Raw genomic sequence first — 21004 nt, forward strand, 5'->3', positions numbered from 1 at the left:
CATTTAACCTTTATTAATTTTGTTTGTCTCCACAATGCGGGCAAAACAAAAATTGTTCATTGATTTGATGCTTGCAGGCAGAACATACTTTCTTTTCTGGATTGAAAAGTTGTAAAGGTTTATATATTCTTTGTTGTACTTGATCGGGTATTTCTTTTAGAAAGCGAGATTCGTTACCTTTTTCAGTAATCAGAAATAATTCATCCTTTGCCCTAGTTATTGCAACATATAAAAGTCGTCTTTCTTCTTCTAGGATAAGGTTGTGATTAGATTCTTTAACAACCTGAAAAATTCGATCTTCCATCCAAATATCTGGAAACCCTCCACGACCTTGTGTCATACCGATTATGAAAACTGCTTTGGCTTCAAGGCCTTTAGATTTGTGTATAGTTTTTCGGGATACATAAACCCCTTCTTCTTTTAGTCGATTTCGATATGGATAAAACATTTTTGATCTTCTATAGAGAATAAGAATATCATTATTGGTATATCCTTTTTCTTGTTGTAAATACTGAATTTGTGCTATAACAAAATCTATTGAATCTTCTTCTGTTTTCCCCGCATAAATATGAACCTTACTATCAGATTTTTTAGAAGAAGTAACAATTTTTTCTATTTTAAATTTATTGTTAGCGATTACTTTGTTCCCTGCATTAACGATATGCTCTGTACTTCTGTAATTTAAATTAAGTTTAATCGTGTTGGCATTTTGAAAATGGTCAGAGAAATTGACAATATAATCTACATTAGAACCTCGAAAGCCATAAATACTTTGCCAATCATCCCCTACACAAAAAAGCTGATTTTCATCATTCAGCAATTGTTTTATAAGTTCGACTTGTAAGGTGTTAACATCTTGAAATTCATCTACCAGAACATACTTAAATCTTTGTTGAAACGTATCCTTAATATCTTTTTGATTTTTAAATAATGAAATTGTTTTCACAATAAGATCATCAAAATCTAAATACGATTTGTTAGTACAGTATGCCTGATATTTCTTGATTAAAGGAATTGCAAGTTTATAGAAATTCCTAACTCGTTCGTGTTGATCTGTTTGTGATTTTTCATAGACATCATCAAGATTTTGGTTTTCAACTTTTACCTTATGCATTACAGTCATTACCAGATTAATGAAATCCTTTATTTCCTGATTAAAATTCTTGAATTCCTCCTCAAATTGTAAAGAAACCTGATAATGATAATTGGAAGGAAGACGGTTCTTTACAATGCGATCTAACTCAAGATTGAATAAGGCAGTATCTTTAGTATTTTTTTCGAAGGTTTTCTCTAAGATTCTGTTTGTTTTTCTGTACTGTTCTTCTTTATGTTTACTAGGATAACTTTTATTACTAATATGTTCTAAATATATATCAGCTTCAGGAATAAAAAAATCAGGTTTGAAATCAAAATCCCCTGTTAAATTCGTAGGTATTTCATATTTAAAAGTAATATTATGACGATAAAGCCAATCTGCGATATATTGTTCAGATTTGGATCGTACTCTAGTCCCGTTAAGTGATATGAACTTTTTACTTTCTTCGTGAGTATTTAAAATTGTATTTTTCTTTTTTCTTAGATCATAAGAAAGATAATCTAATACATAACGTTTTAAGTCTAAAAGAAACTCACTGCTTGAACATTCTTCTATAATAGTTTTATGCAGCACTTCAAAAGCAGTTTCATTAGCACTGGTCGTCAGGAACTCATCTTTTTTTCCATTATCGTTAATAATTTTGAATTTGTTATCAAACTCTTTTACTCCATATTCTTTTAAAATATGATAACAAAAGCCGTGAAATGTTTTTAGTGTTAAATTATCAATCCATTTGAATTTTTTAACTAACAGATGTCGTTCTAAGTCTCTGTCTTTATCTTTTAAATCCGGATCAGTTAATATGCTGGAATAGGAATTGGTCTGGTCAGCAGCTATAAGTAATCGATCTACCATCTCATTAACTGTATCTTTACCAAAGGAAATCGTTAGAATATTTGAAGGGCTTACTTTTTTTTCTTCAATTAAATATAGTAATTTTTGAAGCAATGTTTTGGTTTTTCCTGAACCTGCACCTGCAAGGACTAAAAGGCGATTTGATTCACTAACAACAGCTTGCCGTTGACGTTCATTTAGATGACTTAGGTTTGGGTTAAGTATATCCACAAAAAGAATTATTTAAGTTGGTAGGTTATTAATAATTAGGTTCAATGTGTAATTTCCCTTAAAAATAGAGGTTTTTAATTGTAAATAAAACCTTATTTTAATTACATATAGATTTAAAAATTAACTTGTAGTGTTAATGTTAGTAAATAAGGAAAAGAAACATTGTTGTGTTTTCTTAACTTCTCCAGTATGATGGATATAAACAAAGGCAATTAATAAAATCGCAAAAATCAGGACACTAATTACTTTTACAATATTTAATTTTTTGGTTTGACTCTTTAATTGTTTTGTTTCTATTCTCGTAAGTTTTTCACCTATTTCTATTAAGGATGAATTTCCTTTGATTTTAGATTTAAAATCCTGGATGTCTTCTGATATAACGGAAATTGATTCTTCAATGTTCTTAAAAGGAACGAGCCAGACTAGTATCAAAAATAGCAACCCAATAATTAAAATAAATAGATCCCCTAGATAGTTTTTTCCTTCAAAATCAAAGTATCTTAAAAGAAATATAAATGCTACAGGAACTGCAAAAATATAATTTGATACTTTTCCGATTGTTTGTTGTATTCTATCTGATAATTCGTGAAAGTATTTAGAGGATGCTGTTTTTAGTTTCTCAAAAGAAAATCCAGCTAAATATAAATTAAAACTTTTAGAATAATTATTTACCAAGGTCTCCCAATTTTTAATAAGATAGCTGTAATTACTTTTTTTTTGTAGAGATGATATAAGTTCTGTTTTAAAAATTTGAATTCTCTCTTGTGCATCTGTCTTTTCTATAAATTGAAATTCCAGTTCTTTAATATTTTCTTGAGAGATCGATTTTAGGTCATCAGAGGAATATTGAATTTTTAGGGCAGCTCCATTTTCAGTACCATAAAAAAATAATTCTAAATCTCCTCCATCTTTGGTTTCATAATCAGCAACCAGCCTAAGTAAGCTGATAATATTTAGGTTTGTTTTATACTTTTGAATTCCAACTTTTGAATCCCCATCTAAAAAACTAGTGTAATCTATATCGTGTATGTAATAATTGGAAGCTTTATTTTTATATCTATTGCCTACAATAAAATCATTAAATTTTTCATAATAATCAACGTTTCCTGTCCTTATCTGTATTTTAAAATTCTTGTTTTCAAAAGCCTGTATATTAGTGGAATTGACACTTTTTTCGCTCTCTAATTCGTACACTTCTGGAATTGCTTCCCAAATTGATGTAATTATATCAATCTCATTGGAAGTAACTTTTATCAGATCACCAGAGAATCCAAAAGAGTCAACTTCAACATTAATAAGACGTTTTCTTAAGGTTATTATTTTATCGAGCATAATAGTTGTATTTTTATTCAGTTCCAAATTCTCTGTCTAAAATATCTTGAGAAACATCTTTTATAATAATGTTTTTGCCAGATCTCGTAATTTTATCTTTTTTAATCAATTCTTTATCAAAAGTTAATTTATAACCGTTTCCTTTAACAGTAGATTGTTTCAAAAAACTGAAATCGCCTTTTAGTGTGGATCTGAAACTCCCGCTAACCTGTTTCCCATTTTCAATTGTATAATTGGTGAATGCCTCAGGAGCTTCGGGGTTGACAATTGCAGATACTGCAACTAACTCAACATCTTTTGCCAGATCTATCATTCTGTCAACATAAGTCTTTATATTATTAAATATCTTCATTTTCTTATCTTGACTATATTTATTAGCTCTCATAAATTCATTGAGTCCATCCTTCAAATTGTTTGCATTAATTCTTGAAGAAGTTAGATCAGTATTTCCTATAAAAGCTTGAAAAAACTTGGAGATTGCTCGTTTCCCTTTTATAAAGGTCAAATACCCTTCCTCTTCATTTTGCCATTTGTTTACATTCACTCTATTTGCTCTTACTAACTCGTCTAGGTTTAAGGTCTTAAGTTTTTCAATATTTAATTGATTTTCATCTACTGCAAATTGTGGTGAACTGTCTAGCATAGTTGTCACAATATATTCTATGGTATTATGTTCATAGTGCATAAAGATTACATATCCCCCTTTTGTGGTAGGTTTATCTATTGCTCTTTTTAGCGTTTCCATTGCTTTTTTGGTGAATTCTAAAAAACTATCTCCTTCAACATACGCTAAGGCATACTTTTGAAAAGGAAAATTATCTGCATCCTCTTTGAACGTACCTTGAGTAGGTCTTTTTTTGTTGTATATTTTTAAAAATCTTTCTACAAAATCAACAATGTCTTCTGCATCTACGGGTAATAAATGATCTGAACAGTTTAATTCGGGTTTACCACCTTCTTCTTTTAATACTTGATGCAAGACAATGTTCTTTAAATTCATATTGTTATTTTTTAGGTTTATAAAGCAAATTTATATTAGGTTTTAAATAAGAAACTACGGAAATCCACAATTAGTTTAGTTAATGAAACAAACAAACAACCCCTATACCCATTCTCATGAACGGATATAGGGGTTGTGTTTACAATTTTCAATATAGGAATTATACACGGGATAAAAAATCCCCATATAAATATTAATCTTCAAAAATTAATTTCTCATATTCTGCCAAGGAAAATTTTCTTTCAAAAATCCTGATGGATTTTTTGAGTATTTTTTGAGTGTTTTCTTCATTAAACCCTAAGCCAGAAATATAATTTTTAACTAATTCATATTCCTGTTCTGCGATCTTGTGATCTGCATAGATTATATTAAAAAAGTTAAAAATAAATTCAAGTCTTTTGCTAAAAGAATCAATAGGTTTTATGGCAAAGGATTCTGGACTCTCAAGTATATTAGTTCTTTCTTCTTTACTAATATTAAGTTTTTGTGCTAAACTTTCTAAAACTAAATATTCTTCTGAATCAAACTCATTGTCTACAAATGCTAAATTTACAAGACTAGCGAAATGAATTAAATTTTCTTGATGTTCTTTTTTTTCCAATTTTACTAAGATTTGTGTTTTATTTTTTGTTCACTAAATATTCATAATCTTCGAAATCTATATTTCCACCGAAGATTTTAATAGATTTTTTTATAAGTTTATTGGCACTTTCCGAAGAACAGCCTAAACCTATTGCATACTTGTGAATTAATCTAGTTTCTTCCTCATCGATGGTATGATCTGCAAAGATCATTCTAAAAAGATCATAAAGATATTGTAATCGTTCCTGTTTATCACTTGGTGGATTTATTGGAAATTTAGATGGGTTTTGTACGACTTCTGCAAATTGGTTCTCATTAATATTCAATTTATCTGCAAACTTGAAAAGTAGTTTTTTTTCATCTTCATTTATTTGCCCATCTATGACCGCAATATTTGCTATTGCAGCAAAATGTGCTACATTGTTTTTTTGAGTCCCAGACTCATATAATTCTGAAATTGACATCACTTTAGTTTTAATGGTTATATTTTTTTGACACTATTATTCTATAAAAGTCACATTTTTATCTAAATTTGATGTTAAAGTAATACGAATAAGATACAAAATGAGTTTTTTAAAAAGACTGTTTTTAGTAATAGTAAACAAAAAGTCAGGGGATACCTTAAAAGATTCTAAGAGGCTTACTGATAAAGAACTTATTGAACAAATAGTTACTTCCAATAATACACTATTATTTAGCACTTTGTATGATCGATACAGTAAAAAAGTATATAATAAATGCTATGGATTTGCGAAGAATGAAGATGAAGCAAAAGACTTAGCACAGGATGTTTTTCTTAAGCTTTTTACAAAACTTAGTAGTTTTAAAGGGAATTCTAAATTTTCAACTTGGCTGTATTCCTTTACTTATAATTTTTGCGTTAATTATGTAAACAGGGATAAAGCTAGAAAAATGAGTGATCAATCCGATTCCATGGAAGATCACGACTACTATATGTCTTCTGTTGAAGATATCGATGAAGAAGAACTCTTCGATATGAAGGTTACAAAATTAGAGCAAGCTCTTGAAAATATTGACGCAGAAGACAAAGCTATTTTGTTACTAAAGTATCAAGATGAAGTCCCTGTAAAAGAGCTTCAAACTATTTTAAAAATTGGAGAGAGTGCAGTAAAAATGAGATTAAAACGAGCTAGAGTAAAAGTGGTAGAGGCTCATAACAAACTTGAAGAATGAAAAAAAACCCATTTAAAGATTTAGAAACCAACAAAGAGGTTCCCGAAGAAATTAAAAAAGCTGTTATGGAGGATATTTCTTCCGTAAAATTATTAATGGAATTAGGTGATTTGTTCTTTGTGAAATATCCCTCCCTTATAGAAAGTTTCTTCAAAACCAAAAAATAGTACTTACCTTCAGATGTAACTATATTACTAGTTTTCGTAAGCAAATACTTCCAATTTTTCTTTTCTATACATATTTAAGTGACCTTTCTTAAAAGGTGGTGTCCTAACTATTGATACTAATCTTATAAAAATTGAAAGCTAGTAACCAATTTCTAAATCTTACAGATGAAGAGCTTGTAGACAGAATAATAAAAGAAAAGAATACTTTACTTTTTGAAAGGCTTTATGACAGATATGAACGTAAAGTTTATAACAAATGTTATGGGTTTGTAAAATCGAATAGTGAAGCTTCTGATCTAACGCAAGATGTGTTTTTGAAACTGTTCACTAAACTATACAGTTATAAAGGACATTCTAAATTTTCTACTTGGTTATATTCATTTACTTATAACTTATGTGCAAACTATGTAAAAAGAGATAAAGAAAGTAAAATCAGTAGAGATTCAGAATCTCTTGATGACGAGAATCACTTATTAATAGACGTTAGCGATGACAGTCTATTTCAGATGAGAACAGAAAAGTTACAGAAAGCATTAGAATTAATTGACCCAAGTGATAAAGTAATTTTATTGTTAAAATACCAGGATGATGTTTCTATTAAAGAATTAGAGACACTTTTGGATATTAAAGAAAGTGCTGTAAAAATGCGCTTAAAAAGAGCAAAAGCTCGTGTCATAGAGATATATAATAGCATATAATTATATTTACATATGGAAAGAGAAAATCCATTTAAAAAGTTAGGATATCCGCCAAGAGATGTGCCAGAAGATCTTAAAGAAAAAGTAATGTCAGATGTGTCATCAGCTAAATTATTAATAGATATGTCTGCCCTGTTTACTAGTAATTATAGAAACACAATACAAAGCTCATTTAAAAAAAATAACAAATCAACTAAATAAACAAATTAAATCTTAAACTATGGAAACAATCAACGAATGGAAAGATCTCACATTTCAATCATTAACTGCAATGGGAGAAAAAATTATGTCAACATTGCCTAACATACTAGGGGCTATCATTATTTTAATTATAGGATGGTTGATCACTAAACTAGTCGTTTTCTTATTAAAGAAAGTACTCAAGTTTGCCCGTTTGGATAAATTGACTGAAAAGGTGAACGATATGAACTTATTTGGTAAAACAGATATTAAATTTAAAGTAACCAATGCAATTGTAGTATTTGTAAAATGGATTATGTTCCTAGTGTTTTTAATTATTGCAGCGGATATTATGAAGTGGGATATTGTATCTAAAGAAATAGGGAACTTATTAAGGTATTTACCAAGACTTTTTAGTGCTATAGCTTTGTTTATGGTTGGGATTTATATTGCAAAGTTTGTAAAAAAAGCCATTCATGGTTTTTACAAGTCATTTGATTTGGGTGGAGCAAAAATTATAAGTAGCCTGGTATTCTATATTATTGCCATTATTATAACTATCACTGCTCTTAATCAGGCTGGTATCGACACTACTGTTGTAACTAATAACGTAACGATTATATTAGGTGCTTTCTTGTTGGCTATATCTATCGCATTTGGATTAGGTTCAAGAGAGATTATTGGAGATCTATTACGTTCTTTTTACACTCGAAAAAATTATGAAGTTGGTGATACCATAAAACTCGGAGAAATAGAAGGAACTATTGAATCTATTGATAATATATGTGTGACTTTAGACACTTCTAAAGAGAAAATTATACTTCCAATAAAAGATGTGGTCGAGAATAAAGTTACAGTTATAAAAAAATAACAGAAGCTTTGAAATAACGAAATGATAGAATTGTCGATTGGGTTTTTTAAACAACAAAAAAACAAATCATAGAGCAAATGTAATTTGTTACCTACCCAATTGCTTTTCTATCTTTTTAGTTAGTACCCAAAAATATAAATCAAGTGGCCTATTGAACAGATAAAATCATTCATTTTTATTAAAAACTAAGCTGTATGAAAGGAATACTATTCATTTTAATTTTTATGATTGTTTTAAATATATCTGCCCAAGAAAGTAAGTTTTACAGCAGTTATAGTGAGCTAGGTACAATTAGGAGTATTGAGGTAAGTGATAATCTATCGGTTTTTCTATATCCTTCAAGTTTTAACGGGATTTCAATCAGATGTGATAAGCGATTAAAAGATATTGTAAAATCAGACTTTCAAAATAATAGATTAAAGCTATACACTTTACAAAAAAACAGCTATGCAAATACTGCCGAAATCATCATTTATTTGAAAAGTGTTAAGGAGTTAAAACTTTATGATCAAGCCATCATAAAATCCAAAAAAGCAATCATAAGCGATACACTAAAAATAAACGTCTTAGAAAAAAACTTCTATGATTTGATCAGTAAGACTAAGGTGTTTTCTTTTAGATCTAACGGAACAAGTGAGGGTGATTTAAATATCGAGAGCAATACAGCAGATTTTGAGTTAAATGGCTCGACAATGTTACATGCGACTCTAAAAGCTGATCAAGTTACTATAGAACAATCTGATAATGCAATTGTAGAACTTATAGGAGAAACAAAACTATTAGAAGCAGAAATTAATAATACTTCAATCCTTCGAGCAAGAAACCTAAAAGCAGAAGAAGTAATTATCAATTCATTTAACTCTTCAGCGATTCAACTATATGCTAAAAACAAATTAACAATACAAGGTAAAGGCAATGCTAAGGTGTATGTGTCTGGTAATCCAAAAAAAATTGATACTTTGTCTATGAATAAAAAAACAAAGATTATTTTTTGAAACCTATTAAAACCTAAACATATATAAATGATTACTAATAAGCGAATTCCACTGAGCTACCCATTAGGTCTTATAAAATGGGATTTATTATTCACTATTATTTTCTCAACTATCATTCATTTTTTATCCCGAGAGATTATCAATTTTAGCCTTCCGATAGGTGTAGGTGCTTTTTTAGGTACTGCCATAGCACTTATTTTATCTTTTAAGCTCAGTCAATCCTATGATAGATGGTGGGAAGCCAGAAAAATTTGGGGAGCGATTGTTAACGATTCACGATCACTGATCATCCAGATACTCAACCTTAATATCAAGAGGATAGAAAGTGAAACTGTAGAAAAAATAGCGTATCGGCAAATCTTTTGGTGTTATTCTCTTGGTCAAAATTTAAGAAAAAAAGATGCTTTAAAAGATGCGATACATTATATTTCTAAAGATGAGTTGGAAAAGATACACACGCATAAAAATATCCCTCTGGTTTTACTTAATAATCATTCGTCTGATATTCGGAAATTACACCAAGACAAGTACATTAATGACTACCAACAAACTCAAATAGATAGTACTATTGTAAGGTTAACAGCTTCTATGGGGATGGCGGAACGCATCAAAAACACTATTTTCCCAAAACCTTATCGACTTACTTTACAGTTTTTTATTTATCTTTTTGTAGTGATATTAGCATTTTCCCTAACAGAATTAGACAGTCTTATCGAAATTCCAATTTTGGTTTTAATTGCACTGCCCTTTTTTTTATTAGAAAAAATCGCATTGAATATGCAAGATCCTTTTGAAAATAAACCTACAGATACTTCTGTGACTAGTATAGCAAGAACAATAGAGATAAACATAAAGGAAATCTTGGAAGAAAAAAATATACCTGAGCCTTTAACATCTGATACGTTTTATATTCTTTAAAAAACTAGTACAAACTAGTTTTGCGTTTTTGTAAAGCTTTTGTAAAAGAAAAATTTAATCTTCATTTTCATTTTTTATAGGGTCAGTAATCTGATCATTGGTAACGATCTCATCTTCATCTAAAATCTGTATCCCTTTCTGTATGACAAGAGAATTTGGAAGTGATATTTTTTGTCCATTGTCTGTTTTTATAAAAAAGTAAAAACCTGTAATGTCTTTAACCTCTCCTGTCCAGTCAAAATCTTTATCTAATATTCGAATTCGATCACCAATTCGTACTGGATGGCTAAAAAATAGAATTACACTAGCAGTAAGATTTGATAGAATAGACCATTGTGCAAAAAAACCAACTCCTAGTACTGCAAGTATAGAGGATACAAATACTGAGAATTGTTTTAAATCAACTCCCCAGATTAATGAAAGTATTAGTGCTGTAAACAGATAAATAAAGAGATAACTTAAATTAAAAATTATTTTTCTTCTATTGACCTCAATAGATCTCACAAAACTAAATTTTCTGATGGCACTTTTTGTAATCAATATAACGATTACCATAAAAGCCATAAGTATCAAAGTATAAAGTAATTCTTCTTTATAAGCTAATAGATTCATTGAATTTTTATTTTTCACAAAAGTAGATCATATTTAAATAAAATTATAAAAAAAGTGACCTGTTAAAAAAAGTGGTGTCTTAATTATTGTAACGTCATAAAAACTGACATAATTTAAACATAAAAATAAAATGAAAAAAATAACACTATTCATCGTATTACTATCTATTACTACAATTTCTTTTGCACAAAAGAAACCAAAAATAAAAGGAAATAAAGTGGTTACTGAATTAAGTAAAGAGATTTTCGAAAACTTCAATGCTATAGAAATTGATGATGCTTTAGAAGTAAATTTAACTCAAACGGGAGAAAACAGCTATTTTATAAAGACAGATGAAAACTTATTAGATATTGTTCAATTCTCGGTTCGAGATAGTATTTTGAAAATATATACGACCAACAGAATTGTAAGTAGTAAAAAACTAGAGATTAGTTTGAATGTTAAAGAGATAAAACATCTTATTCTTAAAAATGATGCAAAGGTGGAAGGTACAGGTCGATTTAATTCTGATAAACTGTATTTAAGTGGTTATAATTCTAGTCGTTTTGATTTGGATGTAAAGGCAGATGATGTTATTATTACGCTACAACGTGATGCTGGTGGGAAAATTAAAGTAAAATCTAAAAACACCACTATCATTATGAACGATAGAACAGATCTTAAAGCTTATGTAATAGCAGATAAAACTCGTGTAACTCAAACAAAATCATCAGAATTAAGTTTAGATGGTGATTCAGATTATGCAGCATTTAACCTCAAGGATTCCGCTAAGTTAGAAGCTAAGAAAATGAAAGTGTCATCTGTTGATTTATATACCTCTAACTCATCCGACCTATATGTTCATGCAAGTAAAAATCTGGAGATTTATGCACAAGGAAAAAGCAATGTGTATGTATACGGTAATCCAAAGATTGATGTTAAAGGACTAACGGATAAATCTAAGATCATTAAGAAGTAGATATCATCTATAACGCTTCGTATTACGATTACAGTGCTTCCAGTTTTGGAGGCACTTTTTTAGTTTAATTCCTGTAATATTAATAAAGGAACGGGGCTATTAAAACTCATTTTATCCACAACGTCTTCTTCTACTAATCTTTGAAAGAAATTATACTTATGATGTACTAATGCTATTAAGTCGCTTTCGGTTTGTTTTGCAAAATCCTTTAAAGCCTCAGTCTCTGTAGTTTCTACATCAATTTTACAGAAGATATAATCTAAATCTTTAAACACATTTTTAAGCAATTCTCGATTCTCTTTTTGCTTTTCTGTAAGATATTCTTCTTGCATAACTCTGGCGATATTTATTTTTGCCGTATTGGATGTTGCTATATCTATTAGTGGTTTTAATTCATCTTTAAAAAAGGTTCTTTTAAAATTAGTGGAGAATGCAATCAATGATGGCTTTTTTGCTACAAAACTTTGCGGTACTACTATAATTGGACAATTATCAACTCCATTAATTACTTTTACCGCATTACTTCCCAGAAAAACCTCTTTAGCCCCTTTAGCTCCTTTAGTTCCCATAACAATGAATTCTATATTTTTAGAAACTACCGTAGCATTGATGGCTTTGACAAGGGCGTTCTTTTTCAATACCATCTCAAAATGGTGGTTAACGTTCTCATTTTCTTTATTCGCTATATTTATAAAATCCTTCAAACTTTCTTCAGACTCATCAGACATTTCATTCAGCATGGCATCATTCTTCTCTTCACTAACAAGATTAGAAGGATTACTGATGTATACATTTAATAAAAAAAACGTGCAATGTTCATTGTCAAATAAAGATTTGGCATACTGCAAAGCGTTATACGAATTATCTGAAAAATCGATGGGTATTAGGACTCGTTTCATAGTTAAGACTAGTTATAGGAAGAAATTTTTCTATTACTAGATAAAAATAGTAAAATATAACTTCAAAAAGTAGAAAGTGACTTTTTTTTAGAAGTAGTGTCTTAACTATTGTAAAGGAAAAAAAATCTTTTTATAAATATCATGATATATCTAAAGCTAAAATGTTTTATACCACTATTCTTGTGTTCATTTTTAGTGTCAGGACAACTTAGTGACTTAGCCAAATTAGATTACACACTACTACCCTCTGGGGGAAATAAAACAGAATATAGCCGTGTAAGAGCATTATTTAATTATCCAATAAAATTAAATACAAAAAACAGCTCCTATCTTATTGTAGGTTTAGATTATAGTAAAATTGGTACGGTATTTACAGAAGAAACTACTTTTGATTACAGTAGCTTAGAGGATTTTCAATTATTAGATTTAAATATAGGGTACACCACTAAATTGAAAAATAATTGGCGAATAGGTGTACGTATGACTCCAGGTATAAGCACAAATGCTTCGATTAATGATTGGAGATCAAGTACCATAAACCTTTCTGGGATGCTTGTTTTTTTAAAAGAAAAAAAAGAAGTAGTAAAGCCTTGGAAGTTAATTCTTGGGGTATCATATTCTGCAAATAGAGGATTTCCATTTCCCTTGCCTTTCATTAGTTACAATAAAAAGTTTCACCCAAATTGGGCATATAATATTGGAGTGCCTAAATCTAATTTACAATACCATTTTAATGATAGACATAAGCTTAAATTATATGCAGAATTGGATGGATTTACAGGAAATCTAAGCGAAGGGTTGCTGTTAGAAAATAATAACGTTGCTCATAGCGTTAATATATCTCTAATCGTGGGAGGATTACACTATGAATATTACATCACTAAACGCCTTCAGTTATATGCTCGTACAGCTTATATTTTGAGAAATAATACCAGCTTACGAGATCGGGACAGAGAAAGAATTCAAGAACTTGATACTAATAACTTGTTGTATCTACGAACTGGAATTCGATTAAAGATTTAACCGGATCAAAAAGAAAAATAAGATTGGACATTGAAGGTATATGAAATAGTATATTTGCCCCCTAAAACCTTTTTACAATTCCATAGTGATTTAAAAAGTATATGACTATTTCTAAGAAGAAGAAAAAATATCGAATACTGAGTGTCTTAAAGAAAATAACTGTCGGGTTGTTTCTTTTTTTTATTACTCTTGTGCTATTCATAAGAAGTCCTTGGGGACAAGATCTTATTATTAGTAAAGCTACAGCATATATTTCTGGTAAAACCAAAACAAAAGTTGAGATTGAAAAATTGTATACATCCTTTTCTGGAAATATCTTATTAAAGGGACTTTACCTTGAAGATCAGAAAGGAGACACCCTTTTATATACAAACCATCTTGAAGCCTCTGTTGGATTGCTCTCACTTATAAGAGGGGAAGAAATCAACATAAAATCTTTGGATTGGGATGGGTTAACGGCACGTGTATATAGAAATGATACTATTACTGATTATAACTTTAACTTTTTGATAGAAACCTTTTCAGAAGAGGATACTAAGGTAAGTACGGTTTCATCGGATACCCCAAACATTTCCCTTGGAAGGATTAATTTCACGAATTTTGATATCCGCTTTAAGGACTCAGTGCTAGGTATAGAAAGTTCTCTAAAACTGAATGATTTTAGTCTAAAAACTAATGAGATTGACTTGGAAAGGATGTTATTTGATATTGAAGAAATAGAATTGTCAAATTCTAAAGTTGATTTTAAACAAACCAAATCTCCTCCTGAATCGGCTGATAAAGAAGCTACGTCACTTCCCATTTTAAAAATTGAAACTTTTAAAATCAAAAATACAACAGCTTCTTATAATTCATTACCTGAGGATTTAGAATTTAAAGTGACCATTGGAGATTTTAGTTTAGAAGCACCAATTCTAAACCTTGCAGAACAGAACATTGAATTACAGAATTTGATACTTGCTGATTCCGATATACATCTAAAGAGTATCACTTCAAAAATGGATACTAACTCTTCTACCACTTCCAAAATATTTGAATGGCCACAATGGAACATTAAAGCCAAAAACATAGCACTCTCTAATACAAATATAACTGCTAAAACAGGAAATATACCCTCCAAAAAAGGGGTGTTTAATCCTGACCAAGTAGCGCTACAAAAACTGGGTTTAACAATAAAGGATGTATCTTATACTTCTGGACAAGTTAATGCAGCTATTGAAAATATTACTTTTTATGAACGAAGTGGTTTTTATTTAGAAACTTTAAGTGCTCATATAGACATAAACAAGACTTCATTTTCGCTTACAAAGCTAAAACTATTAACCAATAGTAATAGGCTCATTGGTGCTATACAGCTAAAATATAATACTATAGATAGTCTGCTAAAAAAGCCAGAGCAATCACAAATAGTTGTTTCTATTCCTGATTTTGTAATCAACCCTAAAGATGCTTATTATTTTCAACCAGCCCTGAAAAAAAATGTTTACATAGATGCTCTTACACAAAAAGACCTTACGGGTACATTACAACTTAAAGGGATCTTAGGTGATTTAGAAATACCAAAAACTAATTTAAAATGGGGGGCTTCGACTACTGTTTTCATTGATGGAAAAATAAAGAACCTCCCTAAAACAGATACACTGGAATTGGAAGTAGATCAATTTGACTTCAGATCCGCAAGGGAGGATGTTTTAGCTTTTGTAAAAGAAGAGGATTTAGATATTTCTATTCCTGAAACCATTCAACTCCAAGGAAAATTAACCGGCAATGCTAATGATTTTGCAGCAAATGCCACACTAAAAATTCCCGAAGGATCTATTACTATTGATGGAAAATTTAAAAATATAAGTCATATAGGTTTTGATGGCAATATAGATGTGCAAAATTTACAACTAGGTAAGATTCTTACTAATGATAAGTTGGGTACTTATAGTTTCACAACCGAACTTAATGCAAAAGGAAAAAACCTGAACACATTGGATGGAAAACTAACAACTAATTTCAGAAAATTAGAGTTTAATTCGTATGATTTTGCTAGTTTAAAATTGTCAGGTAATATTCAAAACGGAAAAGGAACTGTTGATTTGAATTTTAAGGACGAACATTTGGATTTTGAAATGGTTACTAATGTTGAACTAGATAGTGTATCTTCAAAAACTCATTCCACATTAAATGTAAAAGGAGTGAATTTTAAAGCACTTGGGCTAACTGAAGAAGACATCAGAACGAAATTTAACTTCATTTCTAATTTTCAAGGAAACCTATCAGAATTTAAATTTGATGGCGCATTGACAGAGGCTATTGCTGTAAAAAATAAGAAACCTTATATACTTGGAGATATTTTCTTGAATGCTGATATCTCTAAAGATACTACTGCTGTATCGATACAAAGTAATCCCTTAGAGGCTACGTTACTTTCTAATACAGATCCATCCAAATTAATTTCAGAATTACAGCAGCAATTCAATCAATACTTAGAAAAACCTCAAATTTCAACTATAGCCGATAGTACAGCTATCTTTGCTACCAAACTAAAACTAAAGGCGACTTTAAGACAAGCTCCTATTTTGAAAGATTTATTTCTTCCACAATTAGATCGGTTAGATCCTGTAATAATGACTGTTGGTTTCAATGGAGGTGATAGCACATTGAATGTTAATGTAACTGCGCCATACATTGAATATAATGGTAGTAAAATGGAAAATCTTAGCGCTATCTTAGATACAGAAAAAGAAAAATTAATATTTGATTTTGGGTTGAATAGCTTATCTACAGGTGTCATTGATGTAGCTCAAATACAATGGAAAGGAAATCTAAAAGATAATATATTACAAACGGATTTTAGTGCATTTGATAAAGACGAAACGCTATTTCATATTGCCTCAGAGATTCAGAAAGAAAAAGATACTATTGTTTTCCATATACATCCTTCTGATTTAATTATCAATAAACAAAACTGGACTATTCCTGTTAAAAATAGCATACGTTTTGCTAAGGATTTCTTGAGTTTTAATGATTTCGTACTTTCTCAAAATGGGCAAGAAATTTTAGTGAGTACTACGTTTCCAGAAAAAACAATGGAGCATATAGGTTTTGGGTTTACCAATTTTAAAATAGCTACTATTGCCAGCCTATTTAATAGTGAAAAACTGCTAGCTTCTGGTACTCTTAATGGAGGCATTATCATAGAAAATCCATTTCAGGATAAAGGAATTACGGCAGATGCTACCGTTTCTGATTTACAAGCGATGGAAGTTCCTTTAGGAAAACTATCCTTAAAAGCTAAGTCTATAAATGCCACTACCTATGGCTTGAATTTAGGAGTAACTGGTAAAAACATAAATCTTACCATTGATGGTGATTATAAGGCTTCTACTACCGAATCTGCGTTAGACTTTGACATTGACCTACAAAGCTTACAACTTAAACCACTAGAAGAATGGTCATCAACCTATATTTCTAAAACTTCAGGTAGCCTTGCTGGGAATGTAAAAGTAACAGGAACCATACAAGAACCCAAGTTTGATGGGGCGGTACATTTTAATGACTCACGACTCACTATAAATGCGCTTAATGCAGCATTTGTAATGCCAGAAGAATCGATTCGATTAGATAATAAAGGAGTCTATTTTGATACATTCACATTGTTAGACGGTAATAAAAATCCTTTTATTTTAGACGGAAGTATTTTAACCAGAGATATCGCAAATCCTTCATTTAAGCTCTCCTTAAAGGCAAAAAAGATTCAAATACTAAATTCAACAAAAAAAGATAATTCATTATTCTATGGAAAAGTGAACCTTGATGCAGATGTTGCCATAGGTGGAGATTTAAAACTTCCCAAAATATCGGGTACATTATTGGTGAATAAAGATTCAGATTTCACCTATAGTATTCCAGAGGATGAAGTTGACATTGTAGAAAAAGAAGGAATTGTTTTATTTGTAAATAAGAAAAATCCAGATGATATCTTAACCAAACAGGAAGAGGATTTTTCTTCGTCTGCGGTGTTAAAAGGATACGATATCAATGCACAATTAAGCGTAGATAAAAAAGCAGTTTTTAACATTGTGGTTGACGAGCGTACAGGGGATAACCTTCGAATTTCAGGAGGAGGAGATCTTAACTTCGGGATTGCTCCAAATGGGAATATGTCGCTCTCTGGGAAGTATGAGGTAAATAGCGGACATTATGAAGTGAGTCTTTATAATCTGGTAAAGCGACGTTTTGAAATAGCCCAAGGAAGTAGTATTGTCTGGCGTGGTAATCCCCTTGAAGCAGATATGGATATACGGGCAATCTATAAAATTGAGACGGCTGCAACGGGGCTTATGGCAAATCAAATTTCTAATCAAACCAGTACTGTAGCTGGGAAATATCGTCAAAAACTACCCTTTTTAGTATACCTTAATTTAAACGGAGAACTATTAAAACCAGAAATTTCATTTAATTTGGATATTCCGAAAGACAAACAGGGGGAATTAGGAGGAGCAGTATATAGTCAGGTGCAACAACTCAATACACAAGAAGAGGAACTGAACAAACAAGTATTTTCATTGTTAGTACTGAATCAATTTTTCCCGTCTAGTTCTAATGATGGTAGTAGCGGTGGTTCCTTATCTATTGCCAGAGACAATGTTAATAATGTACTATCTGATCAATTAAATAATTTTTCCAATAAATTGTTAGGTAATTCAGGAGTTGAGTTGGATTTTGGAATTGATAGTTATACAGATTATAAAGGTAATGCACCACAGAATAAAACACAGCTAGATGTAAATGCTCGAAAGCGATTATTCAATAACAAACTTATTGTTGAAGTAGGAAGTGGTGTGGATATTCAGGAGAATTCTCAAAATGCTGGGCAAGCCACCCCTCTGGTGGGTACTATAAATATACAGTACCTCTTCGATGAAAATGGGAAGTGGCGGGTTAAAGGATATCGTAAAAACACTTTTGAAAGTATCATAGACGGGCAGGTAATCATTACTGGAATTTCCTTGATTTTTAATCAGGAATTTAATCAATTCAAAGAACTATTTGCAAAAGCAGTACAAGAAGAAATAAAAAATAATTTACAAAAAGAGTCAAAAACTAAAGAAAAATCAGAACAATGACAAGGAAGGCTTTACTGATACTTTTTCTCTTTTTAATACTATGCTCTTGCAGTATACAACGTTTTATACCTGAGAATGAAACCTTATATGACGGGGCTTCTTTTACAATTACATCTGAAAAGAAGATTAAAAACCTAAAGAAACTGGAAGAAGAATTGCAAGGGGTACTTAGACCACAACCCAACACTTCTAAACTTGGGTTATTAGCGCATTATAAAGTAGAAAAAGGAACTGCTGGATTTGTATATAAATTCATTAATAAAAAAATTGGAGAAGCTCCAGTGTATAGGTCTAATGTAGATATCAATCGTACAGAAAACTTACTGCTAAATAGACTTGAAAATTCAGGTTTTTTCTATAGTCGTGTTTCCTCAGAAGTAAAAAAAAGAAATAAAAAAAGTAGTATCCATTATGGTATTACATTAAAAGAACCCTATAGTCTGGAGACCTATCAATTAGAAACCGATACGTTGCCAATTCATAAAGAGATTCAAAAAACCTTTAGCGAGACCGTTATTCGCAAAGGACAACGATTTGATCTTGCCAACTTGAAAATAGAACGAGAACGTATAGATGCCCGTCTTAAAGCAAGAGGGTATTATAATTTTAATGCTGATTTTTTGATATTCGAATTAGATACGAATCAGTACAAAACAAAACGCTTCGATTTATATGTGCGCTTAAAAAATAATGTTCCTCAAAAAGCTTTGATCCCATATAAGCTGGATACGGTGAATGTATTTCCTAATTATACAATTGAAAAGGAAAAACAAAAAATAGATACTATCATTCAGGCAGTCAATTTTATTCAGGATACGCTGTTTTTCAAACCCAAAAGGTTACGCCCATATATACTTTTCAAAAAAGGACAAGTATATGATCCCAAAAAATTTAGAGGAACCAGTAGACGGCTTTCTTCCATTGGAACCTACAAATATGTAAATGTTCAGTTTGATGAAGCAACCAAGAATACTGAAAGTGATAGTCTAGGACTTCTGAATACCAATGTCTATCTATCGCCATTAAATAAGAGAGCGCTGAGTGCAGAACTACAAGGGAATACAAAATCTAATGGTTTTACAGGGCCATCATTGACCTTAAACTACACAAATAGAAACCTATTCAAGGGCGGAGAAATCTTGAGAATTTCAGGAAAACTGGGGTATGAAACACAAATTGGAGGTGATTTTGATACTGGACTAAGTAGCACTCAACTGGGATTAACAGCGGAACTTGTTTTTCCCAGACTCATATTTCCAATCAAAATAGCTAAGCAGTTTGAGTATGCTATTCCAAAAACGAAGATAAGTGCAGGGATAGAATATTTAAATCGTAGTAAACTTTATAGTCTAAGCTCATTTAATGCAAGTTTTGGTTATGGGTGGAATGCTAATGATTATGTATATCACACCATCAATCCGATTAGTACAAGTTTTATACGTTTATCCAATAGTACTCCTGAATTTGAGACCATTTTGGAAGAGAATCCTTTTCTTAAAAACAGTTTTGAACAGCAGTTAATATCAGGGCTTACGTATAATTTCACCTATAGTGAGTTAGGGCATTCCTCTAAAATTAATCCATTGTTCTTTTCATCCAATATTGATTTGGCAGGAAATACTTTGAGTCTATTAAGCAGTAATGTCAGCGAAAATGAAAAGAAAACTATTCTTGGGGTAGAGTTTGCGCAATACATAAAAGTGGATGCTGATGCTAGAATGAATTTTAAAATAGGGAAACAGCAATCGTTAGTTACCCGAATATATGGTGGTATTGGGGTAGCGTATGGAAATTCAGATATACTTCCTTTTTCAAAACAATTTTTTGCTGGTGGTCCATATAGTATTCGAGCTTTTAGAACACGATCTATTGGACCAGGCACATATAATCCAGAATCAACTGATACGGGGTCATTTTTCGATCGTTCTGGAGATATTCGATTAGAAGCAAACGTAGAATATCGCTTTCCGTTATATTCTTACTTGAAAGGAGCGTTTTTCTTTGATGCTGGTAATGTCTGGCTTCTTAACGAGAATGAAGCATTACCTGGAGGTAAATTCTCTTCAAACTTCATCGAAGAATTAGCCATGGGAGCCGGATTTGGATTGCGTGTAGATATACAAAGTTTTGTGATACGTTTGGATTGGGCAGCACCTATACATACACCTCGTATAGACAATAATCAAAACTATACTTTTGACGTAGGTAATGGGATTCTAAATTTTGCCATTGGATATCCTTTTTAGTTTTTTTAATTTTTAGGTGACCTTTTTTAATATGTTGTGTCTTATGTTTGT

General features: G+C 30.8%; 18 protein-coding genes. 11 read left to right on the top strand and 7 right to left on the bottom strand.

Annotated features, from left to right (window positions below):
- Positions 1–13: 13 nt before the first annotated feature.
- The 5 genes from H526_RS29835 to H526_RS0122290 form a co-directional block, all read right to left on the bottom strand.
- Positions 14–2161, bottom strand: a complete 2148-nt coding sequence (locus H526_RS29835) for a UvrD-helicase domain-containing protein (RefSeq protein ID WP_245591225.1) — start codon at positions 2159–2161, stop codon at positions 14–16.
- Positions 2162–2281: 120 nt separating this feature from the next.
- Positions 2282–3493 (bottom strand): hypothetical protein, encoded by a 1212-nt coding sequence (locus tag H526_RS0122275; protein ID WP_027395070.1) that lies wholly within the window; start codon positions 3491–3493, stop codon positions 2282–2284.
- Between the two features lie 13 nt (positions 3494–3506).
- Positions 3507–4493 carry a nucleoid-associated protein gene (locus H526_RS0122280; RefSeq protein WP_027395071.1) on the bottom strand — a complete coding sequence of 329 codons (987 nt, stop codon included), beginning with the start codon at positions 4491–4493 and terminating at the stop codon, positions 3507–3509.
- Between the two features lie 193 nt (positions 4494–4686).
- On the bottom strand, positions 4687–5094 hold the full coding sequence (locus H526_RS0122285) for a hypothetical protein (protein WP_027395072.1): 408 nt from the start codon (positions 5092–5094) through the stop codon (positions 4687–4689).
- Between the two features lie 19 nt (positions 5095–5113).
- Positions 5114–5539: a tellurite resistance TerB family protein gene (locus H526_RS0122290; RefSeq protein WP_027395073.1), complete on the bottom strand. Its 426-nt coding sequence runs from the start codon at positions 5537–5539 to the stop codon at positions 5114–5116.
- Positions 5540–5639: 100 nt separating this feature from the next.
- On the opposite strand from H526_RS0122290, the gene H526_RS0122295 reads away from it, so the two are divergent.
- The 7 genes from H526_RS0122295 (at position 5640) to H526_RS0122325 (ending at position 10098) form a co-directional block, all read left to right on the top strand.
- A complete protein-coding gene (locus H526_RS0122295) occupies positions 5640–6269 on the top strand; it encodes an RNA polymerase sigma factor (protein ID WP_027395074.1) in 630 nt (209 codons plus the stop codon).
- Complete coding sequence (locus H526_RS31910) at positions 6266–6436, top strand: hypothetical protein (protein WP_155839744.1); 171 nt, start codon at positions 6266–6268, stop codon at positions 6434–6436. The genes H526_RS0122295 and H526_RS31910 overlap by 4 nt, the downstream gene beginning before the upstream one ends.
- Before the next feature lie 131 nt (positions 6437–6567).
- A complete protein-coding gene (locus H526_RS0122305; RefSeq protein ID WP_027395075.1) occupies positions 6568–7134 on the top strand; it encodes an RNA polymerase sigma factor in 567 nt (188 codons plus the stop codon).
- A gap of 12 nt (positions 7135–7146) precedes the next feature.
- Positions 7147–7335: a hypothetical protein gene (locus H526_RS0122310; RefSeq protein ID WP_027395076.1), complete on the top strand. Its 189-nt coding sequence runs from the start codon at positions 7147–7149 to the stop codon at positions 7333–7335.
- Between the two features lie 19 nt (positions 7336–7354).
- Complete coding sequence (locus tag H526_RS0122315) at positions 7355–8185, top strand: mechanosensitive ion channel family protein (protein WP_027395077.1); 831 nt, start codon at positions 7355–7357, stop codon at positions 8183–8185.
- 194 nt (positions 8186–8379) lie between these two features.
- A complete protein-coding gene (locus H526_RS0122320; RefSeq protein ID WP_027395078.1) occupies positions 8380–9180 on the top strand; it encodes a GIN domain-containing protein in 801 nt (266 codons plus the stop codon).
- Positions 9181–9207: 27 nt separating this feature from the next.
- A complete protein-coding gene (locus H526_RS0122325; RefSeq protein WP_027395079.1) occupies positions 9208–10098 on the top strand; it encodes a bestrophin family protein in 891 nt (296 codons plus the stop codon).
- Positions 10099–10152: 54 nt separating this feature from the next.
- Here H526_RS0122325 and H526_RS0122330 read toward each other — a convergent pair whose 3' ends face one another.
- Positions 10153–10710, bottom strand: coding sequence for a mechanosensitive ion channel domain-containing protein (locus H526_RS0122330; protein WP_027395080.1), 558 nt, complete (start codon positions 10708–10710; stop codon positions 10153–10155).
- 130 nt (positions 10711–10840) lie between these two features.
- On the opposite strand from H526_RS0122330, the gene H526_RS0122335 reads away from it, so the two are divergent.
- Complete coding sequence (locus tag H526_RS0122335) at positions 10841–11668, top strand: GIN domain-containing protein (protein WP_027395081.1); 828 nt, start codon at positions 10841–10843, stop codon at positions 11666–11668.
- A 59-nt stretch (positions 11669–11727) separates the two neighbouring features.
- On the opposite strand, the gene H526_RS0122340 is transcribed toward H526_RS0122335, so the two are convergent.
- On the bottom strand, positions 11728–12567 hold the full coding sequence (locus tag H526_RS0122340; protein WP_027395082.1) for a universal stress protein: 840 nt from the start codon (positions 12565–12567) through the stop codon (positions 11728–11730).
- Positions 12568–12747: 180 nt separating this feature from the next.
- On the opposite strand from H526_RS0122340, the gene H526_RS0122345 reads away from it, so the two are divergent.
- The 3 genes from H526_RS0122345 (at position 12748) to tamL (ending at position 20953) form a co-directional block, all read left to right on the top strand.
- The gene (locus tag H526_RS0122345; RefSeq protein ID WP_155839745.1) at positions 12748–13590 is read left to right on the top strand and encodes a DUF6268 family outer membrane beta-barrel protein; all 843 of its coding nucleotides are present in this window, start codon (positions 12748–12750) and stop codon (positions 13588–13590) included.
- A 101-nt stretch (positions 13591–13691) separates the two neighbouring features.
- On the top strand, positions 13692–18707 hold the full coding sequence (locus tag H526_RS0122350) for a translocation/assembly module TamB domain-containing protein (RefSeq protein ID WP_027395084.1): 5016 nt from the start codon (positions 13692–13694) through the stop codon (positions 18705–18707).
- Positions 18704–20953 (top strand): translocation and assembly module lipoprotein TamL, encoded by a 2250-nt coding sequence (gene tamL / locus H526_RS0122355; RefSeq protein WP_027395085.1) that lies wholly within the window; start codon positions 18704–18706, stop codon positions 20951–20953. The genes H526_RS0122350 and tamL overlap by 4 nt, the downstream gene beginning before the upstream one ends.
- Positions 20954–21004: the final 51 nt, after the last annotated feature.

The sequence above is a fragment of the Aquimarina latercula DSM 2041 genome, from assembly GCF_000430645.1.
In the GTDB taxonomy this organism is placed as follows: Bacteria; Bacteroidota; Bacteroidia; order Flavobacteriales; family Flavobacteriaceae; genus Aquimarina; species Aquimarina latercula.

Coding starts and splice junctions, on each gene's coding strand:
- H526_RS0122320 (WP_027395078.1), top strand. CDS start 8,380: ATGAAAGGAATACTATTCATTTTAATTTTTATGATTGTTTTAAATATA.
- H526_RS0122275 (WP_027395070.1), bottom strand. CDS start 3,493: ATGCTCGATAAAATAATAACCTTAAGAAAACGTCTTATTAATGTTGAA.
- H526_RS0122335 (WP_027395081.1), top strand. CDS start 10,841: ATGAAAAAAATAACACTATTCATCGTATTACTATCTATTACTACAATT.
- H526_RS31910 (WP_155839744.1), top strand. CDS start 6,266: ATGAAAAAAAACCCATTTAAAGATTTAGAAACCAACAAAGAGGTTCCC.
- H526_RS0122280 (WP_027395071.1), bottom strand. CDS start 4,493: ATGAATTTAAAGAACATTGTCTTGCATCAAGTATTAAAAGAAGAAGGT.
- H526_RS0122350 (WP_027395084.1), top strand. CDS start 13,692: ATGACTATTTCTAAGAAGAAGAAAAAATATCGAATACTGAGTGTCTTA.
- H526_RS0122325 (WP_027395079.1), top strand. CDS start 9,208: ATGATTACTAATAAGCGAATTCCACTGAGCTACCCATTAGGTCTTATA.
- H526_RS0122295 (WP_027395074.1), top strand. CDS start 5,640: ATGAGTTTTTTAAAAAGACTGTTTTTAGTAATAGTAAACAAAAAGTCA.
- H526_RS0122330 (WP_027395080.1), bottom strand. CDS start 10,710: ATGAATCTATTAGCTTATAAAGAAGAATTACTTTATACTTTGATACTT.
- H526_RS0122310 (WP_027395076.1), top strand. CDS start 7,147: ATGGAAAGAGAAAATCCATTTAAAAAGTTAGGATATCCGCCAAGAGAT.
- H526_RS0122315 (WP_027395077.1), top strand. CDS start 7,355: ATGGAAACAATCAACGAATGGAAAGATCTCACATTTCAATCATTAACT.
- H526_RS0122340 (WP_027395082.1), bottom strand. CDS start 12,567: ATGAAACGAGTCCTAATACCCATCGATTTTTCAGATAATTCGTATAAC.
- H526_RS0122290 (WP_027395073.1), bottom strand. CDS start 5,539: ATGTCAATTTCAGAATTATATGAGTCTGGGACTCAAAAAAACAATGTA.
- tamL (WP_027395085.1), top strand. CDS start 18,704: ATGACAAGGAAGGCTTTACTGATACTTTTTCTCTTTTTAATACTATGC.